Consider the following 25,760-nt stretch of genomic DNA (forward strand, 5'->3'; position numbering starts at 1 on the left):
CGTAGATGTGAAGGAATAACTTCGAAGTATGTCCTTCACATCTGAGCCTTCGCGGTGGGGTGATGTCTACGTCGCGGCTGCCGCGCGGGGGATCACGGTCTGCGGTGATTTCCTTGCCGCGACCGCGTTGGCGCTCGCGTTGCAGCAGGCCGGGGCCGGTGGGCTGGTCGTCTCCGGGCTCATGCTGGCGGCGATCGCGCCGATTGCGTTGCTCGCGCCGGTGGCGGGGCGGATCGCCGATCGGGTTGACAGCCGTACCGTGCTGGTCGTCGCGGGGGTGGCTCAGGCGGCGGTTTGCACCGTGCTCGCCTTTGTCGGGACGCCGATCCTGATCATCGCGCTGGTGGCGCTGCTCTCCTGCGGGCTCGCGGTCACGCAGCCGACCCTTGCCGCGTTGCTGCCCGCGATGGTGCGGCGCGAGGATGTCGGGCGGGCCGGGGGTATCAATCAGACCGCGTTCAGCCTCGGGGTGCTGATCGCGCCGGCGCTCGCCGGGGTGCTCGTGGGCAGGTTCGGTGTGCGGGTTCCGCTGCTCATCGATGCGGCTAGTTATCTGTCGTTGGTGGCGGCCGGGCTCTTTCTGCGTACCCGGAGAGGGAAGGCCGCACCGCGGACCGCAGGCGCGCGATGGCGCTTGCGTGACGACCGGCTCGTCGCTGTCATGACGCTCGCCGTGGCCGCGACCGTTGCGGGGGTCGGCGCGATCAACGTGATCGAGGTCTTCTTCATCCGGGACACCCTGCACGCCTCGACGACGACGTTCGGTCTGGTCAGCGGCTCCTGGGCGGCGGGTGTCGTGGTGGGCAGCCTGGTGTTCGGGCGGCTCGCCAAGCGGGGCGATGTGCGGATGACGCTCGTCCTCATGGGCGGGTGCTGTCTTGCGGTGGTGGCCGCGGCCGGCGTACCCAACGCCTGGTTGATGGTGCCGTTGTGGCTGGTGGGGGGCGCCTTCAACGGCGGGCTCAACGTTTATACGGCTGTCGTCGTGGCCGAGCGGATCCCGGAAGCGGTGCGCGGGCGGGCCTGGGCGGCTATCAGCTCGGCGACCCAGACAGGCGGAATGATTGGATTTGTGGTGGGTGGGCCGTTGTTGGAGCTCTTCGCGCCGCGGCCGCTGGTGGCCGCCGCGGGCTTAGCCGGATTGGCCGCCGTCATTGCTTGCGTAGTGCCGGTTCGCCGGGCCGAACGTGAGATACCTCGCTTGCGACCGATGGAGCAAGGTGTCTCGCAACCGGCCGGGGATAGCGTCGGGTTATGAGTGACGCAGTACAACGACCGCGGGTCGGGCACATCCAGTTTCTCAACTGTCTCCCGATCTACTGGGGCCTCATGCGCTCGGGTGCGCTGCTCGACGTCGATCTCTACAAGGACACCCCGGACCGGCTGAACGCGCTGCTGGTCGCCGGTGACCTCGACATCGGGCCGATCTCCCTGGTCGAATACCTGCGGCACGCCGACGAGCTGCTGCTCCTGCCCGATCTGGCGGTCGGCAGCGACGGCAAGGTGCTCTCTGTCAACATCGTCTCGACCCGCCCGCTGGACGAGCTCGACGGTCGCCCGGTCGCCCTCGGTGCCACGTCGCGCACCGGCGTGCTGCTGGCCCAGATGCTGCTCAGCGAGCGGTTCAAGGCCGAGCCGGAGTATTTCCGCTGCCCGCCGGACCTCAACCAGATGCTGCTCGAAGCCGACGCCGCCGTGCTGATCGGCGACGTTGCCCTGCGCGCCCTCTACGAAGCGCCCGGAATGGGGCTGGAGGTCACCGACCTCGCCGAGGCCTGGCGTGAGTGGACCGGCCTGCCGATGGTCTTCGCGGTCTGGGCCGTGCGCAAGGACTTCGCCGCGGCCAACCCCGGCGTGGTCAAGGACGTGCACGAGGCCTTCCAGCGTTCCCGCGACCTCTGCCTCAACGAGCTGGACAACGTCGCCGAGGCGGCCGCCCGCTGGGAGCCCTTCGACGCGGAGACCCTCGCCACGTATTTCCGCGCCCTCGACTTCTCGCTGGGCGAGCGGCAGATCGCCGGCCTGCGAGAATTCGCCCGCCGTGCCGCGGAACGGGGCGAAGCGCCTGCTCTCCCCGACGACGGCCCGCTTTTCGCCCAGGTATAGGGCCGGAACGGGGTAGCGCCGATACGGACCCGTCCCCTACTCTCTGCGGACCTCTCACCTGATCGAAACCGGTGATCATGCGTCTGCACACGTTGTTGGGTCGGTTCGCGCTGCCCCTCGTCCTAACCACCCTGGCGACCGCCGGGGCAGGCCTGCCCGCGTACGCCGACGACCCGATCCCGGCGGACCCGGGCGGCATGTTCATCAATGTCCCCGAGCGGGTCGTCGCGGTCGACGGTAAGTCGAAGACGATCGAGGCTGACCTCGTCTACATCGGCGAGGAGAAGGCGAAGGACGTCACCGTCTCCTTCGGCGACCAGGTCCCGGCGAGCATCGGCCTCAGCACCCCGAAGGACTGCACCGGCAACGTCTGCCCGATCGGTGACCTCGACGCGAACGGCACCGCGGTGAAGTTCAGCTTCACCGTCAGCCCGACCGCCGACCTGCCGAAGCTCGGCGAGACGCTGACGATCGTGGCGAAGGACTCGACCGGCACGCTGGCGGCCGCGGCCAAGGTGCAGATCATCTCGACCCGCACCGGCATCGACCTCGAGCTGAACCCGATCAAGGACATGAAGCTGGCGCCCGGCAAGAGCGCCGACGTCCCGATCGTGATCCGCAACACCGGTAACAAGACCGCGGAAGGCGTCGGCGTGGTCCTGGTCGGCGCCGACTTCATCTCGTTCCCGGCGAAGTACACCAACTGCGAGCAGGTCGACGAACTCGAAGGGACGGTCTGCCTCTTCGACCAGCCCATCGAGGGTGACCAGATCTTCACGCTGTCCGACAAGACACCGATGAAGGTCAAGGTCGCCGCCGACGCCCCCGGCCCCGGCCTCTACGGAGTGGGCGCCTTCGCCCTGGCCTTGAACGACCTCGACGAGCTGGGACTCGACTCGGCGGCCAAGGCAGCCGAATCCACCTCGGCCGGCACCAAGCTCAAGCTTGAGCCGCTCGCCCAGGCCCGCGCCCTGGCAGGCAACAACGACATCGACGAGAACGAGCTGAACGAGTGGGACAACGCCGCCTCGTTCCTCATCACCGTCGGCAGGAACCCGGCGGACAGCGTCGCCCTCGGCGCCACCTTCACCGGCGGCATCGGCGACAAGCGCACGATCAAGGTCGGCATCCGCAATGACGGCCCCGCGGCAACCGCGAGCATCATGCAGGGCTGGCTCTCCACCGCCGAGATCAAACTCCCCGCCGGCATCGACCCGACCGAGATCGACCCCAGCTGCGAAAAAATGGCTGACCACGTCTATCTCTGCCTCGTGTTCGAAAGCCTCCACAAGGGCGAGCAGCAATTCTTCAGCTTCTCCGGAACTGTCGAAGGAACCAGCAAGCCGGGCTCCATCACGATCGAGCCCGGCCCGCAGGACACCAAGGCCTCCAACAACACCGCGGCCATTGAGGTCAAGCTCTCCACCGGCGGCGAGGGCGGCGGCCTCCCCGTCACCGGCGCCCCGACCGGCTTCGTTCTCGGCGGCGGTGCCGCACTTCTCCTCGCAGGTGGGGTGCTCTTTTATGTCGCCCGCCGGCGGCGAATCGTGACTGTCGCTTAAAGAAAAATGCAGATGTCGTAGCTCGGTGGGGGGTGCAGACCGTCGCTCCCGCCGAGGCCGGGCCCGGAGATCCAAGGAGCTAGCGCTCCAGGACGGATCTCCGGGCCCTTCATTCTGCGTGAGTGGTGAGAATCAACGTCAAAAGCGCCGCATGCGTCTCAGCATCGGCAGCCGCCAACAAGCCACCGCGGGAGCTGGCGTGGAACGGTTCGCCGAAGATGTCGGTGACCACGCAGCCGGCCGCTTCGCACAGCGCGATGCCCGCGGCGAAATGCACGCTGTCGCGTAGGTGCCCGTCGGTTACGTAAGCGGCCCGCCGGCCCGCCGCGACCCAGGCCACCGCGAGCGTCGAGGAGACCACCCGGGGCCGGAACTGTCGCACGAAGCGGCGATCGGCGAGCAGCGAAACGGCGCGGAACGCGGGATCGTTCGGGAACGGCGGATCCAGGTTGACGTCCACGAGATTCGAGGCCGGGGACGGCGTGAGAGGCTCGTCGCGGTCGTCACGGCGTACCCAGGCATGGGTCTGGTCGGTCCAGAAAATCTCGGAGCTGAACGGATCGGCGCAGGCCGCCACCGTGGTCCGCCCACTCACCCGCAGCGCGACATTGACCCCGACCAGCATCGTCCGGGCGGCGTAATTCAGCGTGCCGCACAACGGATCGACAAGCCATTCCCTGCCATTACCGCGATCGCCGCCCTGGCGCCCGCCCTCCTCACCGACAACACCATCACCCGGCCGCGCACCCCGAATCATGTCGACAATGACCCGCTCGGCCTCCAGATCAGCGGCGGTCGCAAAGTCCCCCGCCGCCTTCGAGACCCGGCCCATCTCGGTGCCGTACCGTGCCCGCACAACCGCGGCCCCCGCAGCCGCCGCGGCAACAACAAGCTCCCGATCCGAGCCCAACGCTATGCGTCCAGAACCCGGGACAGCTCCGCAACATCATCCGCGGTCAACTGCCAAGCACCCGCCGCGGCATTCTGCTGCACCTGCGAAGCGGACGTCGCCCCAGCAATGACACTGCTGACAGCAGGCTGAGCAGCAAGCCCCGCAATCGCAACATCCAGCAGCGAATGACCCCGCTCCCGCCCGAACTCGGTGAGCGCCTCAATCCTGTCCCAGTCAGCACCATCCCACCAACGCTGATGCCGCTCGGTCGCCAGCCGCGTCCCCGCCGCCGGCCGCTGTCCCCGCCGATACTTCCCACTCAACAGTCCACTGTCGAGCGGAAAGAACGGCAGCAACCCCAACCCGAACCGCTCACAAGCAGGAACGACCTCATCCTCCACCTGCCGGTTCAACAAACTGTACTGATTCTGCGCACTCACAAACGGAGTCCGCCCATCACCGCGCGCCGTCCAATCGGCATCCGCGATCTGCCACCCCGCAAAGTTCGAATTCCCCAAATACCGAACCTTCCCCGCCCGCACCAGATCGTCAAGCGCCCCCAACGTCTCATCAATCGGGGTCGCCTCATCCGGCTGATGAATCTGATACAAGTCGATGTAATCCGTCTCCAAACGCCGCAACGAAGCCTCCACCGCCCGCACGATGTAACTCCGAGCCCCCCGAGCCCCCCGATCCGCCCCGTTCATGCCCCCCATATCCATCCCGAACTTCGTCGCCAGCACCACCTGGTCCCGCCGCCCCTTCAACGCCTGCCCCAGCAACTCCTCCGACCCGCCGTGAGGGGTGCCGTAGATGTCAGCGGTGTCGAACAGCGTGATGCCTGCGTCCAGTGCCGCGTCCACCACCTCCTGCGTGCCGTCCAGGTCCAGCTTGCGGCCGAAGTTGTTGCAGCCTAGGCCGACTGTGCTGACTACCAGGCCGGATGCGCCTAGGCGGCGGTGGGTCATTTCGCTCATGTCTTTGAGCTTATGACGTGGTTGCGGGGTGGGAGATTGTTGCGGTGGACGGGTGCGGGCCTGGGTGGCCAAGACAGGCTTTGAGGGCTTTTTTATGCCTGTCTTGGCCACCCAGGCCCGCACCCTTGCCGCTTCGCCTCTTACTCTCGGATTTTGGTCACTGAGCTCTCGCTGCATGGCTCAGCCCCGTATCCACCTTGGGCTTTGTGGTCTGGCTGCCGCGCTGTGGTCGATGTCGCTGCGTCGCTGCCAGCAGGCCGACCTGGGCGGTCGGTCCCGCGACGCACCTCGCCGGTCACGCATTCCGCCGACCAGCTCTGCACGTGTCCGCCAGGGTTCGTACATCTCCGTTGACAGCCTCGCGTGTGCTCGCCATGGTCCTGCGCTCTCCGTTGACAGCCTTTGCGTGTGCTCGCCATGGTCCTGCGCTTTTGGTGGTGGCTTTGCGTGTGCTCGCCGTGGTTCTGTGCTCTTGGTTGGTAGCTTTGCGTGCTTGCTGCGGTTTTGCGGCCTTTGTCTATCGCCTTTGGTTCACCGTCGTCGGTAGTGCTGGCGGTTGATGCGGGACCTGGGTGTTTGCGGGACGGGGTGGGTGTGTGTGGCCCCTGAGCGGTGGGGCTTCGTGGTGAGCACGGCTTCGCCATGGAGGCGTGGGCCGGTCCACGGCGAGTTGGCCACAAGCTCCTGAAGGCACGGACCCAAGTAACCCACAGCGAGTGGCCCCGGGGTTTAGTCAACGGCGTTGTTGTGGCCATGGCGGGTGCGCCTGAAGCCTTACCTGAAGCGGCGAGGTGCGTCGCGAGACCCACCACTCAGCCTGGCCTGCTGCACCCGCCGTGATGGCGCGACCAAAAGCGCGGCAGCCAGCCCACAATGCCCGAGGTGGGCGCAGAGCCAAGCCGTGCACCCAGCTCCCAGCAACCAAAGTCAAAGCAGAAACCACTCGCACGCAAGGGTGAGGGCCGGGGTGGCCAAGACAGGCATAAAAACGCCCTTAAAGCCTGTCTTGGCCACCCCGGCCCTCACCCGTCCAACAGTAAGAAAAAATCAGCCTTTATGCCACTTCTGATTGGTAGTCCCAGCACAGTCCCACAACTGCAACCGAGCCCCATCAGCAGCATTCCAGTCCTTGATATCAACGCACTTGTTAGCAGCAACGTTGACCAGATCACCAGCCGAAGAAAGGACGAACTGCTGAGCCCCAGTGCCATTGCACGTGTAGAGCTGAACAGCCGCCCCACTAGCAACAGACCCAGCCGCAACATCCATGCACTTGCCGCCGGCCTGAAGAGTCCCGCCACTGAAGTTCCACTTCTGCGCGGCGGACGCGTTGCAAGTCCACATCTGCAACGGCGCGCTGTCGACGAAGCTGCCGTTGGGGACGTCGACGCATTTGCCGTTCCAGTCGTTGATGACCGGGACGCCGCTGCTGCTGGGGGGCGGGGTGGTGGGGCCGCCTGCGCCGAACGGGGTGAGGATGAGGCCGGCGGAGCGGGGGTCGCCGTCGTGGACCAGGGATTCGAAGTTGGCGACGTCGTCGAAGGCGAAGGCGTAGGCCTTACCGTCGGCCATGTTCTGGTGGATGATTTTGGCGTACTGGTTGGTGGGGTTGTTCTGGTAGAACTGCGCGGCGTTGGTGCTCGGCTGGGTGTCGATGGTGCCGAGGGTGCCGCGGTTGAGTGCGGCGCAGAGGGTGCGCGAGATCGGTCCCACGACCTGGTCGTTGGGGGCGGGGAGGTCGCCGTCGCAGCCCCAGACCGATGCGGACGACGGCTTGTTGAACGAGGCGACCTGCTGGCCGGCGGAGTTGGTGAAGTTCATGACGTTCCCTGAGGTACGCCCGAAGTATTTCGTGTTGGGCTGGTCGCCGAACGGCACGACAGTCAGGACTTTGCTGGTGTACGCGTTCCACGCCGACGTGATGTACGAGTCAAGGTAGTTGGCGCTGAGCAGTCCCGCCCCGGCGGCTTTTCCGGGTGCGAGTGCCCGCAGAACCGTCCCGTCCGAGCGGGTGTAGACGGTGTTCGCCCATCCGGACTGTGCCTTGATCGCGTTGATGACGTTGGTTCGCCCGTTGTTGAGCAGTTCACCGGTTTTGGTGGTGACTCCGCTGGAGCCGGTGACCGTGACGGCGTGCGGTACCGCGAACATGTCGACCTGTGAGCTGTTGAGCCACAGTCCGGAGTCGTTGTAGGTGAACTCGCTCCAGTCGAACAGGATGTTGTAGTTCGCGTCTCCGCTCGCCCATGGGGCGGGTTGTACGAGCCCGTCCGGGGTGAGGAAGAACTTGAGTTTCTCGCCGAGGGAGAAGTAGACGCGTCCAGAGAAGCCGCGCGGGAACTGGACTGTGGTGGTGCCTCCGTTGCCGGGTCCGCCGATTGCCACGTCCGGTGCGGGTACCGGGGGGTTTGATCCGGCCGGCCAGGGGGTGAAGGTGCCGCCCTGGTTGACGTACCCGAGCCGGCCGGTGTTCAGGTTGATGCCGATGACGTACACGTAGACGGCGTCGCCGCGGCCGGTGTTGTTGGTGACGGTGACCGGCAGGAGGGCGGGGCCGATCGCCTGGGCGGGGGATGAGAGGGCGGTGACGGCTGCTGGGATGGTCATCGCGAGGGCGGCGATGGCCTCCAAGAGCCTTCTTTTTGTACGCACGGAGACTCCTCGGGGATGAGGGTGCGCGCAAGGGGGAGAGCGCTCTCACAGGATCGAACTGTTAAGACTCCGTGTCAATAGACAAGAACTGATGTCTAGGCGGACCGGGTCAGGCGAGACCGGGCAGGGCGGGGTCGGACGAGCCGAGACTCGGGTCAGGCGGGGTCGGGTGCAGTGGGGTCGGGTGCGGCAGAGCCGCCACCAGCCAGGTCGCGGTAGGCGGGGCGCAGGACGTCGACCAGGGGAATCGCGCGGACCCGGATTGGCGGCGCGTCGAGGACCCGCAGCAGCAGCTCCGGGGGAGTCGTGGTCCGTGATGGACGCTCGCGCAGCCGGCCCAGCGACAACGCCGGGGAGTAGAAGTCGGTGAGCCGTGACTCCAGGGGCTCGTCGTCGACCGCGAGCGGGTCCACCACGTCCTCGGGCTCGGGCAGGCCGCGTAGCGCTGTCAGGACGCCGTCGCGGTCGCGGCCCCGCCAGGCCAGGACCAGGAACGGATCGTCGTCGAACGCCTCGGCCAGCACGTAGAACACCGCCGACGCGTGCTTGCACGGCACGCCCCAGTCGGGGCAGTTGCAGTGCATACCGAGGTCGGGCGGGAACAACGGCATGCCGTGGGCGTCGAACACGTCGACGATCTCGTGGGGCATGTCGCCGGCCAGCAACGCCGCGCGGAACAACGCCTGTGCGCCGAGGGCTTCGAGGAGCTGGGCCCACTGGTCGTCGTCGAAGGCGGGGATCGTGATGGTGACCTCGTACGGGTCCGGCCGCGAACCCTGGACCCGCCCGAACACCTGGCCCGGGGTCAGCTCGAAGTCGATGACCTGGCCCTTGCGCGCGTACGCCCGCCCGCGCCCGAGCCGTCCCGGCTGGCAGATGCTCTCGAGCAGGTCGACGAAGCGCCGCGACCACCACTGGGAGCCGATCTTGCCGCGCTGGGCCCGCACGGCGATGCCGCCGTCGATGCGGATCGGGCCGCTGCCACCCTCGAACCAGCGTCCGCCGGGGTCGACCGGCATGTCAGCGCACCGCCGCGGTGTCGAAGGAGGCCGGCATCAGCGCACCGCCGCGGTGTCGAGGGAGAACAGTTCGCGGAGCTGGTCGGTGTTGAGCTCGGAGACCCAGTCCTCGCCCGTGCCGACCACGGAGGAGGCGAGCGCCTTCTTGCGCTCGATCATGGCGTCGATCTTCTCCTCCAGGGTGCCGGTGCAGATGAACTTGCGGACCTGGACGTTGCGCGACTGCCCGATCCGGAACGCGCGGTCGGTGGCCTGGTCCTCGACGGCGGGGTTCCACCAGCGGTCGTAGTGGATGACGTGGTTGGCGGCGGTCAGGTTGAGACCCGTACCCGCGGCTTTCAGCGACAGGAGGAACAGCATCGGCTCGGGATCGTTCTGGAACCGGTCGACCAGCTCGTCGCGCCTGGCCTTCGAGAGCCCGCCGTGCAGCCACAGCACCGGCCGGTCGAGCTGCGCGGCCAGGTACGGCTGGAGCATCGAGCCGAACTCCGAATACTGCGTGAAGATCAGCGCCTTGTCGCCGTCCTCGATGATCTCCTGCGCCAGCTCCTCGAGCCGGTCGAGCTTGCCCGAGCGCCCCGGCAGCCGGGAGCCGTCCTTGAGCAGGTGTGCGGGGTGGTTGCAGACCTGTTTGAGCTTGGTCATCGCGGCGATCACGTTGCCGCGCCGCTGGATACCCTCGCTGCCCTCGATCACCGAGAGCATGTCCTCGACCACCGCCTGGTAGAGCGTGGCCTGCTCCGCGGTCAGCCGGCACCACGCCTTCATCTCGTTCTTCTCCGGCAGATCCGAGATGATCGACTTGTCGGTTTTGAGGCGGCGTAACACGAACGGGCCCGTCGCTCGCTTGAGTGCTGCGGTCGCGTCGGCGTCACCGCGTACCTCAATGGGCTCCTGGAATCTTTTCCGGAACCGTTTCGCGGAGCCGAGCAGGCCCGGGTTGGCGAACTCCATGATGGACCACAGTTCGGCGAGGTGGTTCTCGACGGGCGTACCCGTCAGAGCGAGCCTGGTCCGCGCCGGGATGGACCGGACCGCCTGGGCCTGGCGGGTCCCGCTGTTCTTGATCGCCTGTGCCTCGTCGCAGACGACGCGTCCCCATTGGACCTCGCGGAGAGTGCCCAGATCGCGAAGCGCGGTGCCGTAGGTCGTGACAACCACATCGGACTGTTCCAGCAGCTCCCGGAACTCCGCGTCCCGCTTGCGGGTGCCGCCGTGATGCACCTCGACCCGCAGCGAGGGCGCGAAACGTGCGGCTTCCTTCTGCCAGTTGCTGACCAGCGACATCGGGCAGATGAGCAGCGTCGGGCCCGGCTTGCCGCCGTTGTCGCGCTCGGTGAGCAGCAGTGACAGGGTCTGCGCGGTTTTGCCGAGGCCCATGTCGTCGGCGAGCACCCCGCCGAGCCCCAGCTGCGTGAGGAAGTGCAGCCAGGACAGACCCCTTTCCTGGTACGGCCGGAGCACCCCCCGGAAGCCGCTGGGCGTGGCCAGGGGCGCCAGCCGTTGCTCAGCGTCACCGGAGAGCAGGTCACCGAGCAGCCCCTCCGCGTCCACCTCGACGAGCGGGAGGTCCTCCTCGCCCCCGTCAACCACCTGCTGCAGCACTTCACCGGCGGTCAGCTCGCCCTCGCGCCGCCGGGACACCGCCTTGAGCGCCGCCTCGAGCTGCCGGTCGTCCAGCTCGACCCACTGCCCCCGCACCCGGACCAGCGGCACCTTGAGCCGCGCCAGCTCGGCCAGCTCCTCGGGGGTGACCGTGCTCTCGCCGATCACCAGGTCGATGCGGAACGAGACCAGCTCGTCGAGGCCGAACCCGGAGCTGGCGGCGGCCTTGCCGGACGGCGTGGTGCTCTTGCTTCGGGTCGTCAGCTTCAGCCCGACGGCTTTGCGCCCGGCCCAGGTCGGCAGCTGGACCCCGAAGCCCGCGGCCTGAAGCAACGGCGCCGCCTGACGCAGGAATTCGTGCGCCTCGGCGGTGCTCAGCTCCATCGCGCTGGGCTGGGCCTCGAGCAGGGCGGCGTGCATCGCGGGGAAGAGACGCACGGCGCGGCCGAGCCCGGCCAGCAGCGTCTCGTCGGCGCGAGCGGTCAGCCCCGGCATGCGCTCGCCGGTCCACAGGTCGTCGGCGGGCAGGTAGAGGCTGGGATCCTCGGCGGACTGCAGGGCGAAATCGAGTCCCCACTCGTCCTCGCCCTCCTCCGGCTCGACCAGGCGGAAGCTGACCCGGATCGGCGCGTTCGCCTCGTGCGCGGCCCGTAGCCAGGCTTCGAGCGGCCTGGTCAGCTCGGCGATGTCGGCCGGCCGTGCGCCCGGCAGGGTGGGGTCGGCGGCGGTCAGCGAGGAGACCCAGCGGTCGCCGAAGTCCGCTTTCGGCCCGGGGCGTACGCCCAGAAGTAGCCGTTCGGGAAGAAGTTGCCGTGCTGCGGAGTCGGTCACGGCGTCGAGCGCCCCCCGCAGGGTCACCGCCGCCGTCCCGCCGGCCGCCCGGCACACCGGGGGCATCGCGACGGCGAAGTCCCGGAACGCGGCGCCGTCCGGCCCGGTCAGCACCGGGCGCCAGCGGCCGGTCGGCACCCCGGCCTCGATGACGAGCTGTGGCAGCATCCGGCCGCGACGGGCCAGGTCGAAGCCCCACCCGGCGAGCAGCGAGAGGTATCGCAGGGATGCGCCCGGCGTCCAGGGGCCGTCGGGGTCAGCGGGCTCGGCGAGGGCCGCCAGCGCGGGAAGTGCCTGGTCGCCCGGGATCAGTAGGACCGGTGTGTCCCAGAGGCCGAGCTTCACGCCCCGTTTCGCGGCCTCGAGTCCGGTTTCGGGAGACGGCAAGGGCCCGGAACCGGTGCCCGGGAGCTGGAGCGTCAGCAGATCGTGATCGGCGTCATGCGGAACGGCGTCGGTGAGTGCCGCTGCCAGCCCGTCCGCCGACACCGCGAAGGGATGCGGGCGCCGCTTTGCCCGCGCGGACGTGCCCCGGGGGAGGTCAGGGTCCTCCGCCCAGAGGACCAGCTGCCCCGCCGTCCACCCACCCTGCACGACCAGCACTGCGACTCCGATCCCATCCGCCCCGTCGAGATTAACGACCCGGTGCGGCTACGGCGGTCAGTGACCCTCGCCGCTGACTCGCCGACCGGATCGGACGTAGTCTTCAGGACGTGACGGTGAACGCGGAGATCGACAGCATCCTGCAGCGTGCGGCCGACGGCGGGCGGATCACGCCCGAGGAGGCACTGCTGCTCTACACCGACGCGCCCTTCCACGGCCTCGGTGAGGCAGCGGACGCGGTGCGCCGCCGGCGTTATCCCGACGGCATCGTCACCTACCTCATCGATCGCAACATCAACTACACGAACGTGTGCGTCACGGCGTGCAAGTTCTGTGCGTTCTACCGGGCGCCGAAGCACCAGGAGGGCTGGTCGCACCCGATGGAGGAGATCCTCCACCGCTGCGGCGAGGCCGTCGACCTCGGTGCCACCCAGGTCATGCTCCAGGGCGGGCACCACCCCGACTACGGCGTCGAGTACTACGAGACCCTGTTCTCGTCGGTCAAGCAGGCCTACCCGCAGCTGGTCATCCACTCGATCGGGCCCAGCGAGATCCTGCACATGGCCAAGGTCTCGGGCGTCTCGATCGAGGACGCGATCCTCCGGATCAAGGCGGCGGGTCTCGCCTCGATCGCGGGCGCCGGCGCGGAGATGCTCCCCGACCGCCCGCGCAAGGCGATCGCGCCGCTCAAGGAGTCCGGAGCGCGCTGGCTCGAGGTCATGGCCATCGCCCACCGCAACGGCCTGAGCAGCACGGCCACGATGATGATGGGCACCGGCGAGACCAACACCGAGCGCATCGAGCACATCCGCATGATCCGCGACGTGCAGGACCTGGCCGTGGCGAACGGCTACGTCGACTCCGCGGTCGAGGCGGCGGACGGCCCCGGTGGCTTCCGGTCGTTCATCCCCTGGACCTACCAGCCGGAGAACAACCACCTCAAGGGCCGCACCCAGGCGACCCGGATCGAATACCTGCGCTTCGTCGCGGTCTCGCGGCTCTTCTTCGACAACGTCGCCCACCTGCAGTCCTCGTGGCTGACCACGGGCAAGGACGTCGGCCAGCTGTCACTGCACATGGGCGTGGACGACCTCGGCTCGATCATGCTGGAGGAGAACGTCATCTCCTCCGCCGGCGCCCGGCACCGCTCCAACCTGATGGAGCTGATCTCGATGATCCGCACGGCGGGCCGCACCCCGGCGCAGCGTGACACCCTCTACAGCCACCTCACGGTGCACGAGAACCCCGCGGACGACCCGACGGACGAGCGCGTGACATCGCACTTCTCCTCGATCGCGATGCCCGGCGGCGGCCGCAAGAACCTCCCGCTCGTCGAGGCCTCGTAGCCACCTGTTCGGGGGGTTGACTCGACCGTACGACCGTCCGGCTCGGCCGATCGGCCAGGTTCTCGTGGGCCTGCCGAACAGGGGTGGATTGCTCCTCGGTAACGAGGGGTGTTTGGCTCTGGTACAGCGCGTTCTCGCTGGTTACGTTGCCCTGGTAACAAGCAAGAATGAAGCGTCGCCGAGGCATCTGACCGCCGGCGGGGTGGGTGCGGACCCGACCGATGGCGGTCGTATATATAACGCGTAAGGATCGGGCGGGATGGGTCACCATCCCGCCCGTTCTGTGTCCGGGTGGGGCAAACTCGTGGTGTGACGCGCGCAGACCTGGACAAGCAGCCGCATGAGGTCGCCGAGATGTTCGACGGCGTGGCCCAGCGGTACGACCTCACCAACACGGTGCTCTCCTTCGGGCAGGACCGTGGCTGGCGGCGGGCGACCCGGGCGGCGCTGGCCCTGCGGCCGGGCGAGCGGGTTCTCGACGTCGGCGCCGGCACCGGGGTGTCTACCGAGGAGCTGGAACGCTCCGGGGCGTATGCGGTGGGTGCGGATCTGTCCACCGGGATGCTGCGGGCCGGGCGGGGCAGTGGGCGCAAGGTGCCGCTGGTCGCCGGGGACGCGCTCAAGCTGCCCTTCGCCGACGACACGTTCGACGCTGTCACGATCTCCTTCGCCCTGCGCAACGTCGTCGACACCGGGGCTGCTCTGCGCGAGCTGGCCCGGGTGACCAGGTCGGGCGGGCGCATGGTGGTGTGCGAGTTCAGCAGCCCCACCAATGCGGCGTTCCGCACGGTCTACCTGTCGTATCTGATGCGGAACCTGCCGTCGGTCGCGCGTGCGGTGTCGAGCAACCCCGATGCGTACGTCTATCTCGCGGAATCCATTCGTGCCTGGCCCGACCAGGAGGCACTGGCCGCTCGCATTCAGGAGTCGGGCGCCTGGGGGCGGGTTGCGTGGCGCAATCTGACCGGTGGGGTTGTCGCCCTGCACCGCGCCACAAAGAACTAAAAACGGCTTTTAGCCCGTTTCGTGGGCCTGTCGGGTGTTAGCTCGGTGTATGACGACTATCGACCTGACCGTCGACGATGCGGATATCGACGTCCCGATCGACGATCGTGACGAGGGCGAGCGCAAGGCTCTGAAGCTGGCGGACGCGCTCCGTACCGTTGCGGTGAGTAATCCCGCGTATGCGCAAATGCTCCTGGATGAGCTCGTGGAGTCGCTGGATGAGGTCCTGGAGGGCCGATTCCGCGACTATGTCGACGCCGTCCGGCGCGAGTGCGAGGACGTCCCGTTATCCACGGAGAGTGATCCTCGCATTGCGGGCATTTCATCAGCACGAAACAGTTAGGGTTCCCTAACCCTGATCCGTCTCGATGCCGGTCTTAGACTCCGAACCGGACCAGCTTGTGAACTGTTTCACTAGCGAAAGTCTCACTGGTCCAGTGAAGCGGAGGTGTGCCGTGAACGAGATCGTCGCTGACGAGGCTGACGTCATCGTGGTCGGAGCAGGCCCAGGTGGATCCGCTGCGGCCTACCACATGGCCAGGCACGGGCTGAGAGTACTTCTCCTGGAAAAGACGGAGTTCCCCAGGGAGAAAGTATGTGGCGACGGACTCACTCCGAGGGCCGTCCGCCAACTCGTCCGCATGGGCATCGACACCTCCGAGAAAGCCGGCTGGCTGCACAACCGCGGGCTGCGGGTGATCGGTGGCGGGGTTCGCCTCGAGCTCGACTGGCCCGATCTCGCCAGCTTCCCCAACTACGGTCTTGTTCGTACCCGCCTCGATTTCGACGACATGCTGGCCAAGCGCGCGGTCGAGGCCGGGGTGCTGCTCCGCACCGGGGTGAACGTCACGGGCCCGGTGCTGGACGCCGACGGCAGGGCCATCGGGGTCGAGGCCAAGGTCGGTCCCGGTAAGGAGCCCGTTCAGTATCGGGCTCCGCTCGTCGTCGCGGCGGACGGGGTGTCCGGCAAGCTCCCGCTCGCGATGGGGCTCGCCAAGCGCGATGACCGCCCGCTCGGCGTCGCGGTCCGGCGCTACTACAACGCGCCCGGCTGGGACGGCGACAACTACCTCGAGTCCTGGCTGGAGCTGCGCAGCGCCCAGAACCCGGACCGCCTGCTGCCCGGCTACGGCTGGATCTTCGGGCTCGGTGACGGCCGGGTCAACGTCGGCCTCGGCATCCTCAACTCGTCCACGGCGTTCGGCAAGACCAATTACAAGTCGCTGCTCACCGACTGGCTCGCCACCACCCCCGAGGACTGGGGGATGCGCGACGAGGCCAACGCCGACGGCCCGATCCTGGGCGCGGCGCTGCCGATGGGCTTCAACCGGGTGCCGCACTACACCCGCGGGATGCTGCTGGTCGGCGACTCGGGCGGCATGGTCAACCCGATGAACGGCGAGGGCATCGCCTACGCGATGGAGTCGGGCGAGCTGGCCGCGGAGGTCGCCGTGCAGGCGCTCGCGCGGGCCGCTGGTGCCGACCGCGAGCGGGCCCTGCAAGCGTATCCGGCCGAGCTCAAGGACCGGTTCGGCGGCTACTACCGCGTCGGTGGCATCTTCGTGAAGCTGATCGGCAACCCGCAGATCATGCGGCTCGCCACCAAGCACGGCATGCCCCACCCCACGCTGATGCGCTTCGTTCTGAAGCTGCTCGCGAACCTCACTGACCCCCGGGACGGCGACGCCATGGACCGGGTCATCAATGCGCTTACGAAGGTGGCACCGGCGGTGTAGAAATCCGGGCACCCCGGTCGACAACAGGCAAAAGCACACAAATAGTGTGAAGCGGCTAACAGTCGAGCAGGAGACGGTATGACGCTCAATCCCTACGTACCGATCGTCGGGCTGCTGATCCTCGGCGCGCTCTTCGCCCTCTTCTCGGTGTCGATCGCCCCGATCGTCGGTCCCAAGCGTTACAACAGAGCCAAGCTCGAGGCGTACGAGTGCGGCATCGAACCGGCCCCGCAGCCCATCGGCGGCGGTCGGTTCCCGGTGAAGTTCTATCTGACCGCGATGCTGTTCATCGTCTTCGACATCGAGACGATCTTCCTTTACCCGTGGGCCGTCAACTTCGAGGCGCTGGGCCTCTTCGGGTTTGTCGAGATGGTCCTCTTCATCGTCACCGTCTTCATCGCCTACACGTATGTGTGGCGACGCGGCGGCCTCAACTGGGACTGAGAGGCGCGCTATGGGAATCGAAGAGAAACTCCCCAGCGGCATCCTGCTTACGTCGGTCGAGAAACTGTCCAACTGGGCGCGCAAGTCGTCGTTCTGGGGCGCGACCTTCGGACTGGCCTGCTGCGCCATCGAGATGATGGCGGCGGGTGGTCCCCACTACGACCTGGGTCGCTGGGGCATGGAGGTCTTCCGGGCCTCGCCCCGCCAGGCCGACCTGATGATCGTCGCGGGCCGGGTCAGCCAGAAGATGGCCCCCGTCGTGCGCCAGATCTACGACCAGATGCCGGAGCCCCGCTCGGTCATCTCGATGGGCGTCTGCGCCTCCTCGGGCGGCATGTTCAACAACTACGCGATCGTGCAGGGCGTCGACCACATCGTCCCGGTCGACATCTACCTGCCGGGTTGCCCGCCGCGGCCGGAGATGCTGATCGACGCCATCCTCAAGATGCGCGAGAAGGTCATGGCCACGCCGCTCGGCCCCAACGGGCGCAAGATGCTCGAGGCCCGGCGCGAGCGCGGCGACGTCCCGATCGTGGCCCCCGGCGCGATGCCCTCCTCCTACCGCGCCGACAAGGTGCGCCGTGCGGAGTGGACGCAGGCCGTCAAGGAAGGCCGCGAGGAGCAGCTCCGCATCGAGAACTGGATGAAGCTCCAGCCGCACCTGCGGGAGGGTGGAAAGTGAGCGTCGAACCCAACGCCGAACCGGCAGGCGCGAACCTGGGCGCCCCGGCACAGACCCCGGCGAGTCCCGACAAGGGCATGTTCGGCATCCACGGCACCGGCGACGTCTCCGGTTTCGGTGGCCTGGTCCGGCGCCGGCCGGTCGACGCCGACAGCCCCCGGCCCTTCGGCGGTTACTTCGACGAGGTGCACGACGCGCTGGAGGAGGCCTACCCGGCCTTCGCCGACGCGGTGGAGAAGGTGATCGTCGACCGTGGCGAGCTCACCCTGCACATCGCGCCGGAGCGGATCGCCGAGGTGTGCCAGATCATGCGGGACGACGAGTCCCTGCGCTTCGAGCTCTGCTCGTCGGTGTCCGGTGTGGACTATCTCGGCTCCGACAACCGCCGGTTGCACGTCGCTTACCACCTGACGTCGCTGACGTACCGCCGCCGGGTCCGCCTGGAGGTCGCCGTGGCCCCCGGGACCCCGGTCCCCAGCGTCACCGCCGTCTACCCGACCGCCGACTGGCAGGAGCGGGAGACGTACGACATGTTCGGCATCGTCTTCGAGGGCCACCCCAACCTCACCCGGATCCTCATGCCGGACGACTGGGAAGGCCACCCGCAGCGCAAGGACTACCCGCTCGGCGGCGTGCCCGTCGAGTACAAGGGCGCCGTGATTCCGCCTCCCGACCAGCGGAGGGTCTACCAGTGACAACTTCCGGATACGCAACCGAACGCGAAACCACCGAGGGCCGCGTCTTCACCGTCACGGGTGGCGACTGGGACACGGTCACGGGCAGCATCGACCCGCTCAGCAACGAGAAGATCGTTGTCAACATGGGTCCGCAGCACCCGTCGACGCACGGCGTGCTCCGGCTCGTCCTCGAGCTCGAGGGCGAGACCGTCACGGAGGCCCGCCCGGTCATCGGATATCTGCACACCGGCATCGAGAAGAACCTCGAATACCGGAACTGGACCCAGGGCACGACGTTCGTCACCCGCGCCGACTATCTGGCGCCGCTGTTCAACGAGGCGGCGTACGTCTTCGCGGTCGAGAAGCTGCTCGGCATCGAGGAGCAGATCACCGATCGGGCGCGGACGATCCGGCTGCTGTTCATGGAGCTCAACCGGATCTCGTCGCACCTGGTGTGGATCGCCACCACGGGCATGGAGCTCGGCGCGATCTCGATGATGCTGTACGGCTTCCGCGAACGCGAGTACATCCTCGACATCTTCGAGGAGACCACCGGGCTGCGGATGAACCACGCGTACTTCCGTCCCGGCGGCGTCGCCCAGGACGTGCCCGCCTCGGCGATCAAGAAGATCCGCGACTTCCTCGTCTACATGCCGAAGAAGCTCAAGGAGTACGAGGCAATGCTGTCCGGCCAGATCATCTGGCAGGAGCGTACGCAGGGTGTCGGCGTTCTCGATGTGACCGGCTGCCTGTCGCTGGGCGTCACCGGACCGGTGCTGCGCGCCTCGGGCCTCGCCTGGGACCTGCGCAAGACGATGCCCTACAGCGACTACGAGAACTACGAGTTCGACGTGCCGACCGCGCAGACCGCCGACGTCTGGGGCCGCTACCTGGTCCGGATGGCGGAGATCCGGGAGTCGCTGAAGCTCGTCGAGCAGGCGCTGGACAAGCTGACCCCCGGCCCGGTCATGATCGCCGACAAGAAGATCGCGTGGCCGGCCCAGCTGGCCATCGGCGTCGACGGCATGGGCAACTCGCTGGAGCACGTCGCCAAGATCATGGGTCAGTCGATGGAGTCGCTGATCCACCACTTCAAGCTCGTGACCGAAGGTTTCCGGGTTCCCCCGGGCCAGGTGTACGTCGGCATCGAGTCCCCGCGCGGAGAGCTCGGCGTCCACGCCGTCTCCGATGGGGGCACGCATCCGTACCGCGTGCACATGCGCGATCCGAGTTTTGTGAACCTGCAGGCCATCCCAGCGATGGCCGAAGGTGCGCTGCTGGCCGACGTCATCGCCGGTGGCGCCTCCCTGGATCCCGTGATGGGTGGGTGTGACCGATAGATGTCCGACACAACGCTGGAATTCTCCCCGGCAGCGACGCCGCTCGCCGACAAGCTCCTCGCCCCGGCGCTGGAGATCCTCGCCCGCTATCCCGCGGGCCGGGAACGCTCCGCGCTGCTGCCCCTGCTGCACCTCGTGCAGACCGAGGACGGCTACGTCACCCCCGGCGGCGTGGCGTTCTGCGCCGAGATCCTGCGCATCAACAAGGCGCAGGTCGGCGCGGTGGCGACCTTCTACACGATGTACAAGCGCCGGCCGACCGGCGACTACCTGATCAGCGTCTGCACGAACACCCTGTGCAACGTGCTGGGCGGGCAGGAGGTCTACGACGGCCTCGTCGAGCACCTGGGTGTCGGCCACGACGAGACCACGGCGGACGGCTCGATCACGCTGGAGCACGCCGAGTGCCTCGCGGCCTGTGACTACGCGCCGGTCGTGACGGTCAACTACGACTACGCGATCGACCAGGCCACACCCGCCGCGGCGGTGGAGCTGGCCGAGCAGCTGCGTCGCGGTGAGCGTCCCACGCCGGCCCGCGGTTCCCGGATCTGCACGCTCAAGGAGATGCAGATCCAGCTCGCCGGTTTCGCCGACGAGCGGGAGGGCGCGGTCGCCGACGGCCGGGCCGGTGCGCCGTCGCTGCGGGGTGTGAGCCTGGCGCAGGAGCACGGCGTCGCGGTCGCCGACTTCAATATCGACACCGCGATCCCGACGACCAAGCCCGCCCGTGACGAGTCCGCCAAGGCCGTTAAGGACCCCGGACCGAACGCACCCGCGACTCCGGCCAAAGAGGGCTTCGTCGCGAAGGCGGCTCACGCGGTCAAGGCCGTTGTGGGCAAGGTCGAGGAGCGGGTCGAGCACCGCAAGGCGGGGGACGTCAAGGACCCCGAGGTACGCACGGCCGAGCAGCGCAACACCACCGCATCGACGCCCGCGACGGGAACCGCGAAGACGGGGCTCCCCGAATCCGGCGCCGCGCCGCAGAACCCGGCCGAGTCGGCGGGGGTGGCGGCCAACCAGCCCGCCGGCGATGGCAAGCCAGCCGGTGACAGCAGTGCCTCACCCGCGGCGGAAAACCCAAGCCGAAAAGGCTCGGACGAGGAGACAAAGTGACTCAGCCCAGGCGTGAGGTTCTCCAAAAACTAACCCCTGTCCTCACCAAGCGCTGGCTCTCGCCCGACGCCTGGAAGATCGAGAACTACGAACAACTTGATGGGTACGCCGCGGTGCGCAAGGCGCTCGAGGTGCACCCCGACGATCTGATCGCGCTGATCAAGGACTCCGGGCTGCGCGGCCGGGGCGGCGCGGGCTTCCCCACCGGCCTCAAGTGGAGCTTCATCCCGCAGGGCGACGGCAAGCCGCACTACCTCGTCATCAACGCCGACGAGGGCGAGCCGGGCACCTGCAAGGACGTCCCGCTGATGACGTACGACCCGCACTCGCTGATCGAGGGCGCGATCATCGCCGCTTACGCGATCCGTGCGAGCCGGGCGTTCATCTACATCCGGGGCGAGGCGGTGCACGCGGCACGGCGGCTGCGGCACGCGGTCAACGAGGCGTACGCCAAGGGTTACCTCGGCGAGAACATCCTCGGCTCCGGGTTCGACCTGGACCTCGTGATCCACAGCGGTGCCGGGGCGTACATCTGCGGCGAGGAGACGGCGCTGCTCGACTCGCTCGAGGGGTTCCGCGGCCAGCCCCGGCTGCGCCCGCCCTTCCCCGCGGTGGCCGGCCTGTACGCGAGCCCGACGGTGGTCAACAACGTCGGGACCATCGCCTCGGTGCCGTACATCGTGCTCGGCGGTGCGGCCTGGTGGAAGAGCATGGGCACCGAGAAGTCGGCCGGCCCGATGATCTACTCGCTCTCCGGCCGGGTGAAGAACCCGGGTCAGTACGAGTGCGGCCTCGGCATCACGCTGCGGGAGCTGATCGAGCTCGCGGGCGGCATGCAGGAGGGTCACGAACTCAAGTTCTGGACCCCGGGCGGCTCGTCCACCCCGTTGCTCACCGCCGACCACATCGACACGGCGATGGACTTCGAGGGGGTCGCCGCGGCCGGGTCGATCCTCGGCACGACCGCGATGCAGATCTTCTCCGACCAGGACTGCCCGGTGTACGCCACCTGGCGCTGGCTGGAGTTCTATCACCACGAGTCCTGCGGCAAGTGCACTCCGTGCCGCGAGGGCAACTACTGGATGGTGCGCACGTACCGCCGGATCCTCTCCGGCGAGGGCACCGTCCAGGACCTGGACACCCTCCAGGACACCGCGGACAACATCTTCGGCCGCTCGTTCTGCGGTCTGGGTGACGGCGCGGCGACCCCGGTCATGTCCACGCTGAAGTTCTTCCGGGACGACTACCTCGGCTACATCGAGGGGCGGACGGCCCCGCGGCTGTCCGCGAAGACCTTGGTAGGTGCTCACTGATGACCGACGTCGCCAAGAAGACCGATGAGGTCACGCTCTCCATCGACGGCGTGGAGGTGACGGCTGCCAAGGGCGAGCTCGTCATCCGCGTCGCCGAGCGGATGGGCATCGCGATCCCGCGGTTCTGCGACCACCCGCTGCTGGCCCCGGCCGGTGCCTGCCGGCAGTGCCTGGTGGAGGTGGAGGGACAGCGCAAGCCGGTCGCCTCCTGCACGCAGACGGTCGCCGAGGGCATGGTGGTCAAGACCCAGCTCAGCTCGCCGGTCGCCGCGAAGGCGCAGGGCGGCGTGATGGAGCTGCTGCTGGCCAACCACCCGCTCGACTGCCCGACCTGCGACAAGGGCGGTGAGTGCCCGCTGCAGAACCAGGCGATGAGCAGCGGGCGCACGGAGTCGCGGTTCCACGAGCACAAGCGCGAGTACGAGAAGCCGATCCACATCTCCAGCCAGGTGCTGCTGGACCGCGAGCGGTGCATCCTCTGCCAGCGCTGCACCCGCTTCTCCGAGGAGATCGCCGGCGACAAGTTCATCGACCTGATGGACCGCTCGTCCGGCGAGCAGATCAACGTCTACCGCGATGACTTCTTCGGCGGCGACGGCACCGGGGACGGGCAGGTCGGTGACGGTCCGGGTGACGTCGCGTTCAACTCGTACTTCTCCGGCAACACGATCCAGATCTGCCCGGTCGGCGCGCTGACCGGCGAGCAGTACAGGTTCCGGGCCCGCCCGTTCGACCTGGTCTCCTCGCCGACGGCGTGCGAGCACTGCTCCGCGGGCTGCGCGATCCGTGCCGACCACCGCCGCGGCAAGGTGCTGCGCCGGCTGGCCGGTGACGACGCGGCGGTCAACGAGGAGTGGAACTGCGACAAGGGCCGGTGGGGCTTCCGCTACACCACCGCCAACGACCGCATCACCACGCCGCTGATCCGCGACGCCGACACCGGCGAGCTGCGCGACGCTTCCTGGTCCGAGGCGCTGCTCGCCGCGGCCGAGGGGCTGACCGCGGCGAAGGGCCGGGGCGTCGGGGTGCTCACGGGCGGGCGGCTCACGGTGGAGGACGCGTACGCGTACGCGAAATTCGCCCGTGTCGCGCTCGGCACCAATGACATCGATTTCCGGGCCCGTCCGCTCTCCGTCGAGGAGGCCGACTTCCTGGCAGCCTCGGTCGCCGGGGTCACCGACGTCACTTACGAGGACGTCGAGGACGCGCCCTCGGCGGTCATCGTCGGGCTCGAGCCCGAGGAGGAGTGCCCGATCCTCTTCCTGCGCCTGCGCAAGGGGCACGGGAAGAAGTCGCTCAAGGTGACGGCGGTGGCGCCGTTCCTGAGCCGCGGCTTCGAGAAGCTCGCCGCGACCCTGGTCGCCGCCGTGCCCGGTGACGAGGCACGACTGCTTGGCACCGACGCGACGGTAGCCGCCGCGCTTTCCGAGCCGGGATCGCTCCTGATCGTGGGGGAGCGGCTCGCGAGCGTGCCCGGTGGGCTCTCCGCCGCCGCGTCGCTCGCCGCGAGGACCGGTGCACGGCTCGCCTGGGTGCCGCGGCGCGCGGGTGACCGCGGCGCTGTCGACGCGGGCTGCCTGCCCAACCTGCTGCCCGGTGGCCGCCCGGTCACCGACGCGGGCGCCCGGGCGGAGCTCACGACGGCCTGGGATCTCGAGACCGGCTCGCTGCCGGCGACGGTCGGCCGCGACACGGACGCGATCGTCGCGGCTGCCGCGGACGGCACGCTCGGCGCACTGCTGCTGGCGGGTGTCGACCCCGCCGACCTCGCCGACCCGCGGCTGGCCGAGCAGGCCCTCGACGCGGTGCCGTTCCTGGTCAGCGTCGAGCTGCGGCACAGCGCCGTGACCCGGCGCGCTGACGTGGTGCTGCCGATCGCACCGGCCGCGGAGAAGTCCGGCACCTTCATGGACTGGGAGGGGCGCCTGCGCACCTTCGAGACCGTGCTGCCGACCGGCGCGATGACCGACGGCCGGGTGCTCGAGGCGATCGGCGCCCTGATGGACGTCACGCTCGGCACCGGCGATGTCGGGGCGATCCGCCGCGAGCTCGGCGCGATGCCGGCCAGCGGGTCGGCCCGCCCGGCACAGCCCGCGCTCGGTGCGGGCAGCCTGCCCAAGCCGGGCAAGGACGAGGCCGTGCTCGCCTCCTGGCACCACCTGATCGACAACGGGTCGCTGCTCGACGGCGACGAGGTGCTCGCCGGGACGGCCCGCCCGCCGGTGGTGCGGATCGGCAAGGACCTGGCCGAGTCGCTCGCGGTGGCCGACGGCGACGCCGTCACGGTCGGCACCGACCGCGGCGCGATCACCCTGCCGGTGGCGATCACCGAACTGCCGCCGCAGGTCGTGTGGCTGCCGACGAACTCGCCGGGCTCCACGCTGCGGCGCAGCCTCGGGGTCACGTCCGGAGCCGTCGTGCGGCTCTCGGTCGTCAAGCCCGGTCCGATCCTGGCGCAGGGGGCCAACCGATGAACATCCTCGCCGCGGCGCAGGATCCGACGCTGCAGACGTTCGAGAACGACGTCTGGTGGATCACGCTGATCAAGCTGTTCGCCGTCTTCGTCGTCCTGCTGCTGCTGACGCTGTTCACCATCGTCTACGAGCGCAAGGTCGTGGCCCGGATGGCGGTCCGGCCGGGCCCCAACCAGGTCGGGCCCAAGGGCTGGTTGCAGAGCCTCACGGACGGCGTCAAGCTGCCGTTCAAGGAGGAGATCATCCCGAAGACCGCCGACAAGGTGGTCTACTTCATCGCCCCGGTGATCTCCGCGACCTGCGCGTTCACGGCTTTCGCGGTCATCCCGTTCGGCCCGGTCGTGTCGATCTTCGGCCATCACACGGCGCTGCAGCTCACGGACGTGCCGGTCTCGGTGCTCGTGCTGCTCGCCTGCTCCTCGATGAGCGTGTACGGCGTGGTGCTCGCCGGATGGGCGTCCGGGTCGACGTACCCGCTGCTCGGCGGGCTGCGGTCGAGTGCGCAGATGATCTCGTACGAGGTTGCGATGGGGCTGTCGATCGTGGCGGTCTTCATGACGGCCGGGACGATGTCGACGTCGCAGATCGTCAAGGCGCAGGCCGGCAACGGTTCGACCAGCTTCGACATCCTGGGCTGGAACCCGACGGCACCCAGCTGGTACGCCGTCCTGCTGCTCCCCAGCTTCGTCATCTACTGCATCGCGGCGGTCGGCGAGACCAACCGCGCCCCGTTCGACCTGCCCGAGGCGGAGTCGGAGCTGGTCGGTGGTTTCCACACGGAGTACTCGTCGTTCAAGTTCGCGCTGTTCTTCCTCGCCGAGTACATCAACATGATCACCGTCTCGGCGTTCGCGACCACGCTGTTCCTCGGCGGATGGCGTGCCCCGGCCCCGATCACCACGTTCTGGGAGGGCGCCAACTCCGGCTGGTGGCCGCTGCTCTGGTGGTTCGGCAAGATCCTCATCCTGCTCTTCGGCTTCATCTGGCTGCGGGCGACGCTGCCCCGGATGCGCTACGACCAGTTCATGCGGTTCGGCTGGAAGGGGCTCATCCCCGCCAGCCTGATCTGGATCCTCTTCCTGGCCGGGGTGCGGGTCACCCAGGACAAGATCGACGGTGGCCAGCGCTACCTGGTCTACATCGTGGCCGCGGTGATCGTGCTCGGCATCGCGCTGCTCTGGCCGGCGAGCAAGAAGGAACGGGTCTACTCCATCGAGGAGCAGCTCGCGGCGCGGCCACCGGGCAGCTTCCCGGTGCCCCCGATGGATCTGCAGGTCCCACCCAGCCCACGCGCCCGCCGCGCGGTCGCCGAACGCCAGCCGGCAACGGTCGGCGCCGCGGGCGACGACGACGGCGCCCCCGATGCAGAGAAGGAGGTGTGAC

The 25,760-nt window shown here is 68.3% G+C and carries 20 protein-coding genes; 15 read left to right on the forward strand and 5 right to left on the reverse strand.

Annotated features, from left to right (window positions below):
• Positions 1-28 precede the first annotated feature (28 nt).
• From Ahu01nite_RS13435 to Ahu01nite_RS13445, 3 genes are all read left to right on the forward strand, one after another.
• A complete protein-coding gene (locus Ahu01nite_RS13435) occupies positions 29-1,258 on the forward strand; it encodes an MFS transporter (RefSeq protein ID WP_203836825.1) in 1,230 nt (409 codons plus the stop codon).
• Positions 1,255-2,106, forward strand: coding sequence for a menaquinone biosynthetic enzyme MqnA/MqnD family protein (locus tag Ahu01nite_RS13440; protein WP_203836826.1), 852 nt, complete (start codon positions 1,255-1,257; stop codon positions 2,104-2,106). Before Ahu01nite_RS13435 ends, Ahu01nite_RS13440 begins: the two co-directional genes overlap by 4 nt.
• A gap of 77 nt (positions 2,107-2,183) precedes the next feature.
• Positions 2,184-3,668 carry a COG1361 family protein gene (locus tag Ahu01nite_RS13445; protein ID WP_203836827.1) on the forward strand — a complete coding sequence of 495 codons (1,485 nt, stop codon included), beginning with the start codon at positions 2,184-2,186 and terminating at the stop codon, positions 3,666-3,668.
• Positions 3,669-3,777: 109 nt separating this feature from the next.
• Here the strand turns inward: Ahu01nite_RS13445 and Ahu01nite_RS13450 are convergent, their stop codons facing one another.
• From Ahu01nite_RS13450 to Ahu01nite_RS13470, 5 genes are all read right to left on the reverse strand, one after another.
• Positions 3,778-4,578: an inositol monophosphatase family protein gene (locus tag Ahu01nite_RS13450; protein ID WP_203836828.1), complete on the reverse strand. Its 801-nt coding sequence runs from the start codon at positions 4,576-4,578 to the stop codon at positions 3,778-3,780.
• Between the two features lie 2 nt (positions 4,579-4,580).
• The gene (locus Ahu01nite_RS13455) at positions 4,581-5,528 is read right to left on the reverse strand and encodes an aldo/keto reductase (RefSeq protein WP_203836908.1); all 948 of its coding nucleotides are present in this window, start codon (positions 5,526-5,528) and stop codon (positions 4,581-4,583) included.
• Between the two features lie 1,056 nt (positions 5,529-6,584).
• Complete coding sequence (locus tag Ahu01nite_RS13460) at positions 6,585-8,189, reverse strand: beta-1,3-glucanase family protein (protein WP_203836829.1); 1,605 nt, start codon at positions 8,187-8,189, stop codon at positions 6,585-6,587.
• A gap of 155 nt (positions 8,190-8,344) precedes the next feature.
• Entirely contained in the window at positions 8,345-9,208 is an 864-nt protein-coding gene (locus Ahu01nite_RS13465; RefSeq protein ID WP_203836830.1) for an SWIM zinc finger family protein, read from the reverse strand.
• A 36-nt stretch (positions 9,209-9,244) separates the two neighbouring features.
• On the reverse strand, positions 9,245-12,247 hold the full coding sequence (locus Ahu01nite_RS13470) for a DEAD/DEAH box helicase (protein ID WP_203836831.1): 3,003 nt from the start codon (positions 12,245-12,247) through the stop codon (positions 9,245-9,247).
• Between the two features lie 110 nt (positions 12,248-12,357).
• On the opposite strand from Ahu01nite_RS13470, the gene mqnC reads away from it, so the two are divergent.
• From mqnC to nuoH, 12 genes are all read left to right on the forward strand, one after another.
• Complete coding sequence (gene mqnC, locus Ahu01nite_RS13475; RefSeq protein WP_203836832.1) at positions 12,358-13,593, forward strand: cyclic dehypoxanthinyl futalosine synthase; 1,236 nt, start codon at positions 12,358-12,360, stop codon at positions 13,591-13,593.
• Between the two features lie 309 nt (positions 13,594-13,902).
• The gene (locus tag Ahu01nite_RS13480; protein ID WP_438874773.1) at positions 13,903-14,598 is read left to right on the forward strand and encodes a demethylmenaquinone methyltransferase; all 696 of its coding nucleotides are present in this window, start codon (positions 13,903-13,905) and stop codon (positions 14,596-14,598) included.
• 49 nt (positions 14,599-14,647) lie between these two features.
• Entirely contained in the window at positions 14,648-14,941 is a 294-nt protein-coding gene (locus Ahu01nite_RS13485) for a hypothetical protein (protein WP_203836834.1), read from the forward strand.
• A gap of 112 nt (positions 14,942-15,053) precedes the next feature.
• Complete coding sequence (locus Ahu01nite_RS13490) at positions 15,054-16,334, forward strand: geranylgeranyl reductase family protein (protein WP_203836835.1); 1,281 nt, start codon at positions 15,054-15,056, stop codon at positions 16,332-16,334.
• Between the two features lie 78 nt (positions 16,335-16,412).
• Positions 16,413-16,778 (forward strand): NADH-quinone oxidoreductase subunit A, encoded by a 366-nt coding sequence (locus Ahu01nite_RS13495; protein ID WP_067494557.1) that lies wholly within the window; start codon positions 16,413-16,415, stop codon positions 16,776-16,778.
• Between the two features lie 10 nt (positions 16,779-16,788).
• Entirely contained in the window at positions 16,789-17,460 is a 672-nt protein-coding gene (locus tag Ahu01nite_RS13500) for a NuoB/complex I 20 kDa subunit family protein (RefSeq protein WP_203836836.1), read from the forward strand.
• On the forward strand, positions 17,457-18,155 hold the full coding sequence (locus Ahu01nite_RS13505; protein ID WP_203836837.1) for an NADH-quinone oxidoreductase subunit C: 699 nt from the start codon (positions 17,457-17,459) through the stop codon (positions 18,153-18,155). The genes Ahu01nite_RS13500 and Ahu01nite_RS13505 overlap by 4 nt, the downstream gene beginning before the upstream one ends.
• Positions 18,152-19,477, forward strand: a complete 1,326-nt coding sequence (locus tag Ahu01nite_RS13510; protein WP_203836838.1) for an NADH-quinone oxidoreductase subunit D — start codon at positions 18,152-18,154, stop codon at positions 19,475-19,477. Before Ahu01nite_RS13505 ends, Ahu01nite_RS13510 begins: the two co-directional genes overlap by 4 nt.
• Positions 19,478-20,590, forward strand: coding sequence for an NADH-quinone oxidoreductase subunit NuoE (nuoE, locus tag Ahu01nite_RS13515; RefSeq protein ID WP_203836839.1), 1,113 nt, complete (start codon positions 19,478-19,480; stop codon positions 20,588-20,590).
• Positions 20,587-21,903 (forward strand): NADH-quinone oxidoreductase subunit NuoF, encoded by a 1,317-nt coding sequence (gene nuoF, locus Ahu01nite_RS13520; RefSeq protein ID WP_203836840.1) that lies wholly within the window; start codon positions 20,587-20,589, stop codon positions 21,901-21,903. The genes nuoE and nuoF overlap by 4 nt, the downstream gene beginning before the upstream one ends.
• Positions 21,903-24,377 (forward strand): NADH-quinone oxidoreductase subunit G, encoded by a 2,475-nt coding sequence (locus Ahu01nite_RS13525; protein WP_203836841.1) that lies wholly within the window; start codon positions 21,903-21,905, stop codon positions 24,375-24,377. The genes nuoF and Ahu01nite_RS13525 overlap by 1 nt, the downstream gene beginning before the upstream one ends.
• Positions 24,374-25,759, forward strand: a complete 1,386-nt coding sequence (gene nuoH / locus Ahu01nite_RS13530; protein WP_203836842.1) for an NADH-quinone oxidoreductase subunit NuoH — start codon at positions 24,374-24,376, stop codon at positions 25,757-25,759. Before Ahu01nite_RS13525 ends, nuoH begins: the two co-directional genes overlap by 4 nt.
• Position 25,760 lies beyond the last annotated feature (1 nt).

Source organism: Winogradskya humida, from assembly GCF_016862215.1.
Taxonomy (GTDB): domain Bacteria; phylum Actinomycetota; class Actinomycetes; order Mycobacteriales; family Micromonosporaceae; genus Actinoplanes; species Actinoplanes humidus.

What these genes read in the sequence shown, in the direction of transcription:
- Ahu01nite_RS13435 (WP_203836825.1), top strand. Translation starts at nt 29, where the DNA reads ATGTCCTTCACATCTGAGCCTTCGCGGTGGGGTGATGTCTACGTCGCG.
- Ahu01nite_RS13440 (WP_203836826.1), top strand. Translation starts at nt 1,255, where the DNA reads ATGAGTGACGCAGTACAACGACCGCGGGTCGGGCACATCCAGTTTCTC.
- Ahu01nite_RS13445 (WP_203836827.1), top strand. Translation starts at nt 2,184, where the DNA reads ATGCGTCTGCACACGTTGTTGGGTCGGTTCGCGCTGCCCCTCGTCCTA.
- Ahu01nite_RS13455 (WP_203836908.1), bottom strand. Translation starts at nt 5,528, where the DNA reads ATGACCCACCGCCGCCTAGGCGCATCCGGCCTGGTAGTCAGCACAGTC.
- Ahu01nite_RS13465 (WP_203836830.1), bottom strand. Translation starts at nt 9,208, where the DNA reads ATGCCGGTCGACCCCGGCGGACGCTGGTTCGAGGGTGGCAGCGGCCCG.
- Ahu01nite_RS13485 (WP_203836834.1), top strand. Translation starts at nt 14,648, where the DNA reads ATGACGACTATCGACCTGACCGTCGACGATGCGGATATCGACGTCCCG.
- Ahu01nite_RS13495 (WP_067494557.1), top strand. Translation starts at nt 16,413, where the DNA reads ATGACGCTCAATCCCTACGTACCGATCGTCGGGCTGCTGATCCTCGGC.
- Ahu01nite_RS13500 (WP_203836836.1), top strand. Translation starts at nt 16,789, where the DNA reads ATGGGAATCGAAGAGAAACTCCCCAGCGGCATCCTGCTTACGTCGGTC.
- nuoE (WP_203836839.1), top strand. Translation starts at nt 19,478, where the DNA reads ATGTCCGACACAACGCTGGAATTCTCCCCGGCAGCGACGCCGCTCGCC.
- Ahu01nite_RS13525 (WP_203836841.1), top strand. Translation starts at nt 21,903, where the DNA reads ATGACCGACGTCGCCAAGAAGACCGATGAGGTCACGCTCTCCATCGAC.
- nuoH (WP_203836842.1), top strand. Translation starts at nt 24,374, where the DNA reads ATGAACATCCTCGCCGCGGCGCAGGATCCGACGCTGCAGACGTTCGAG.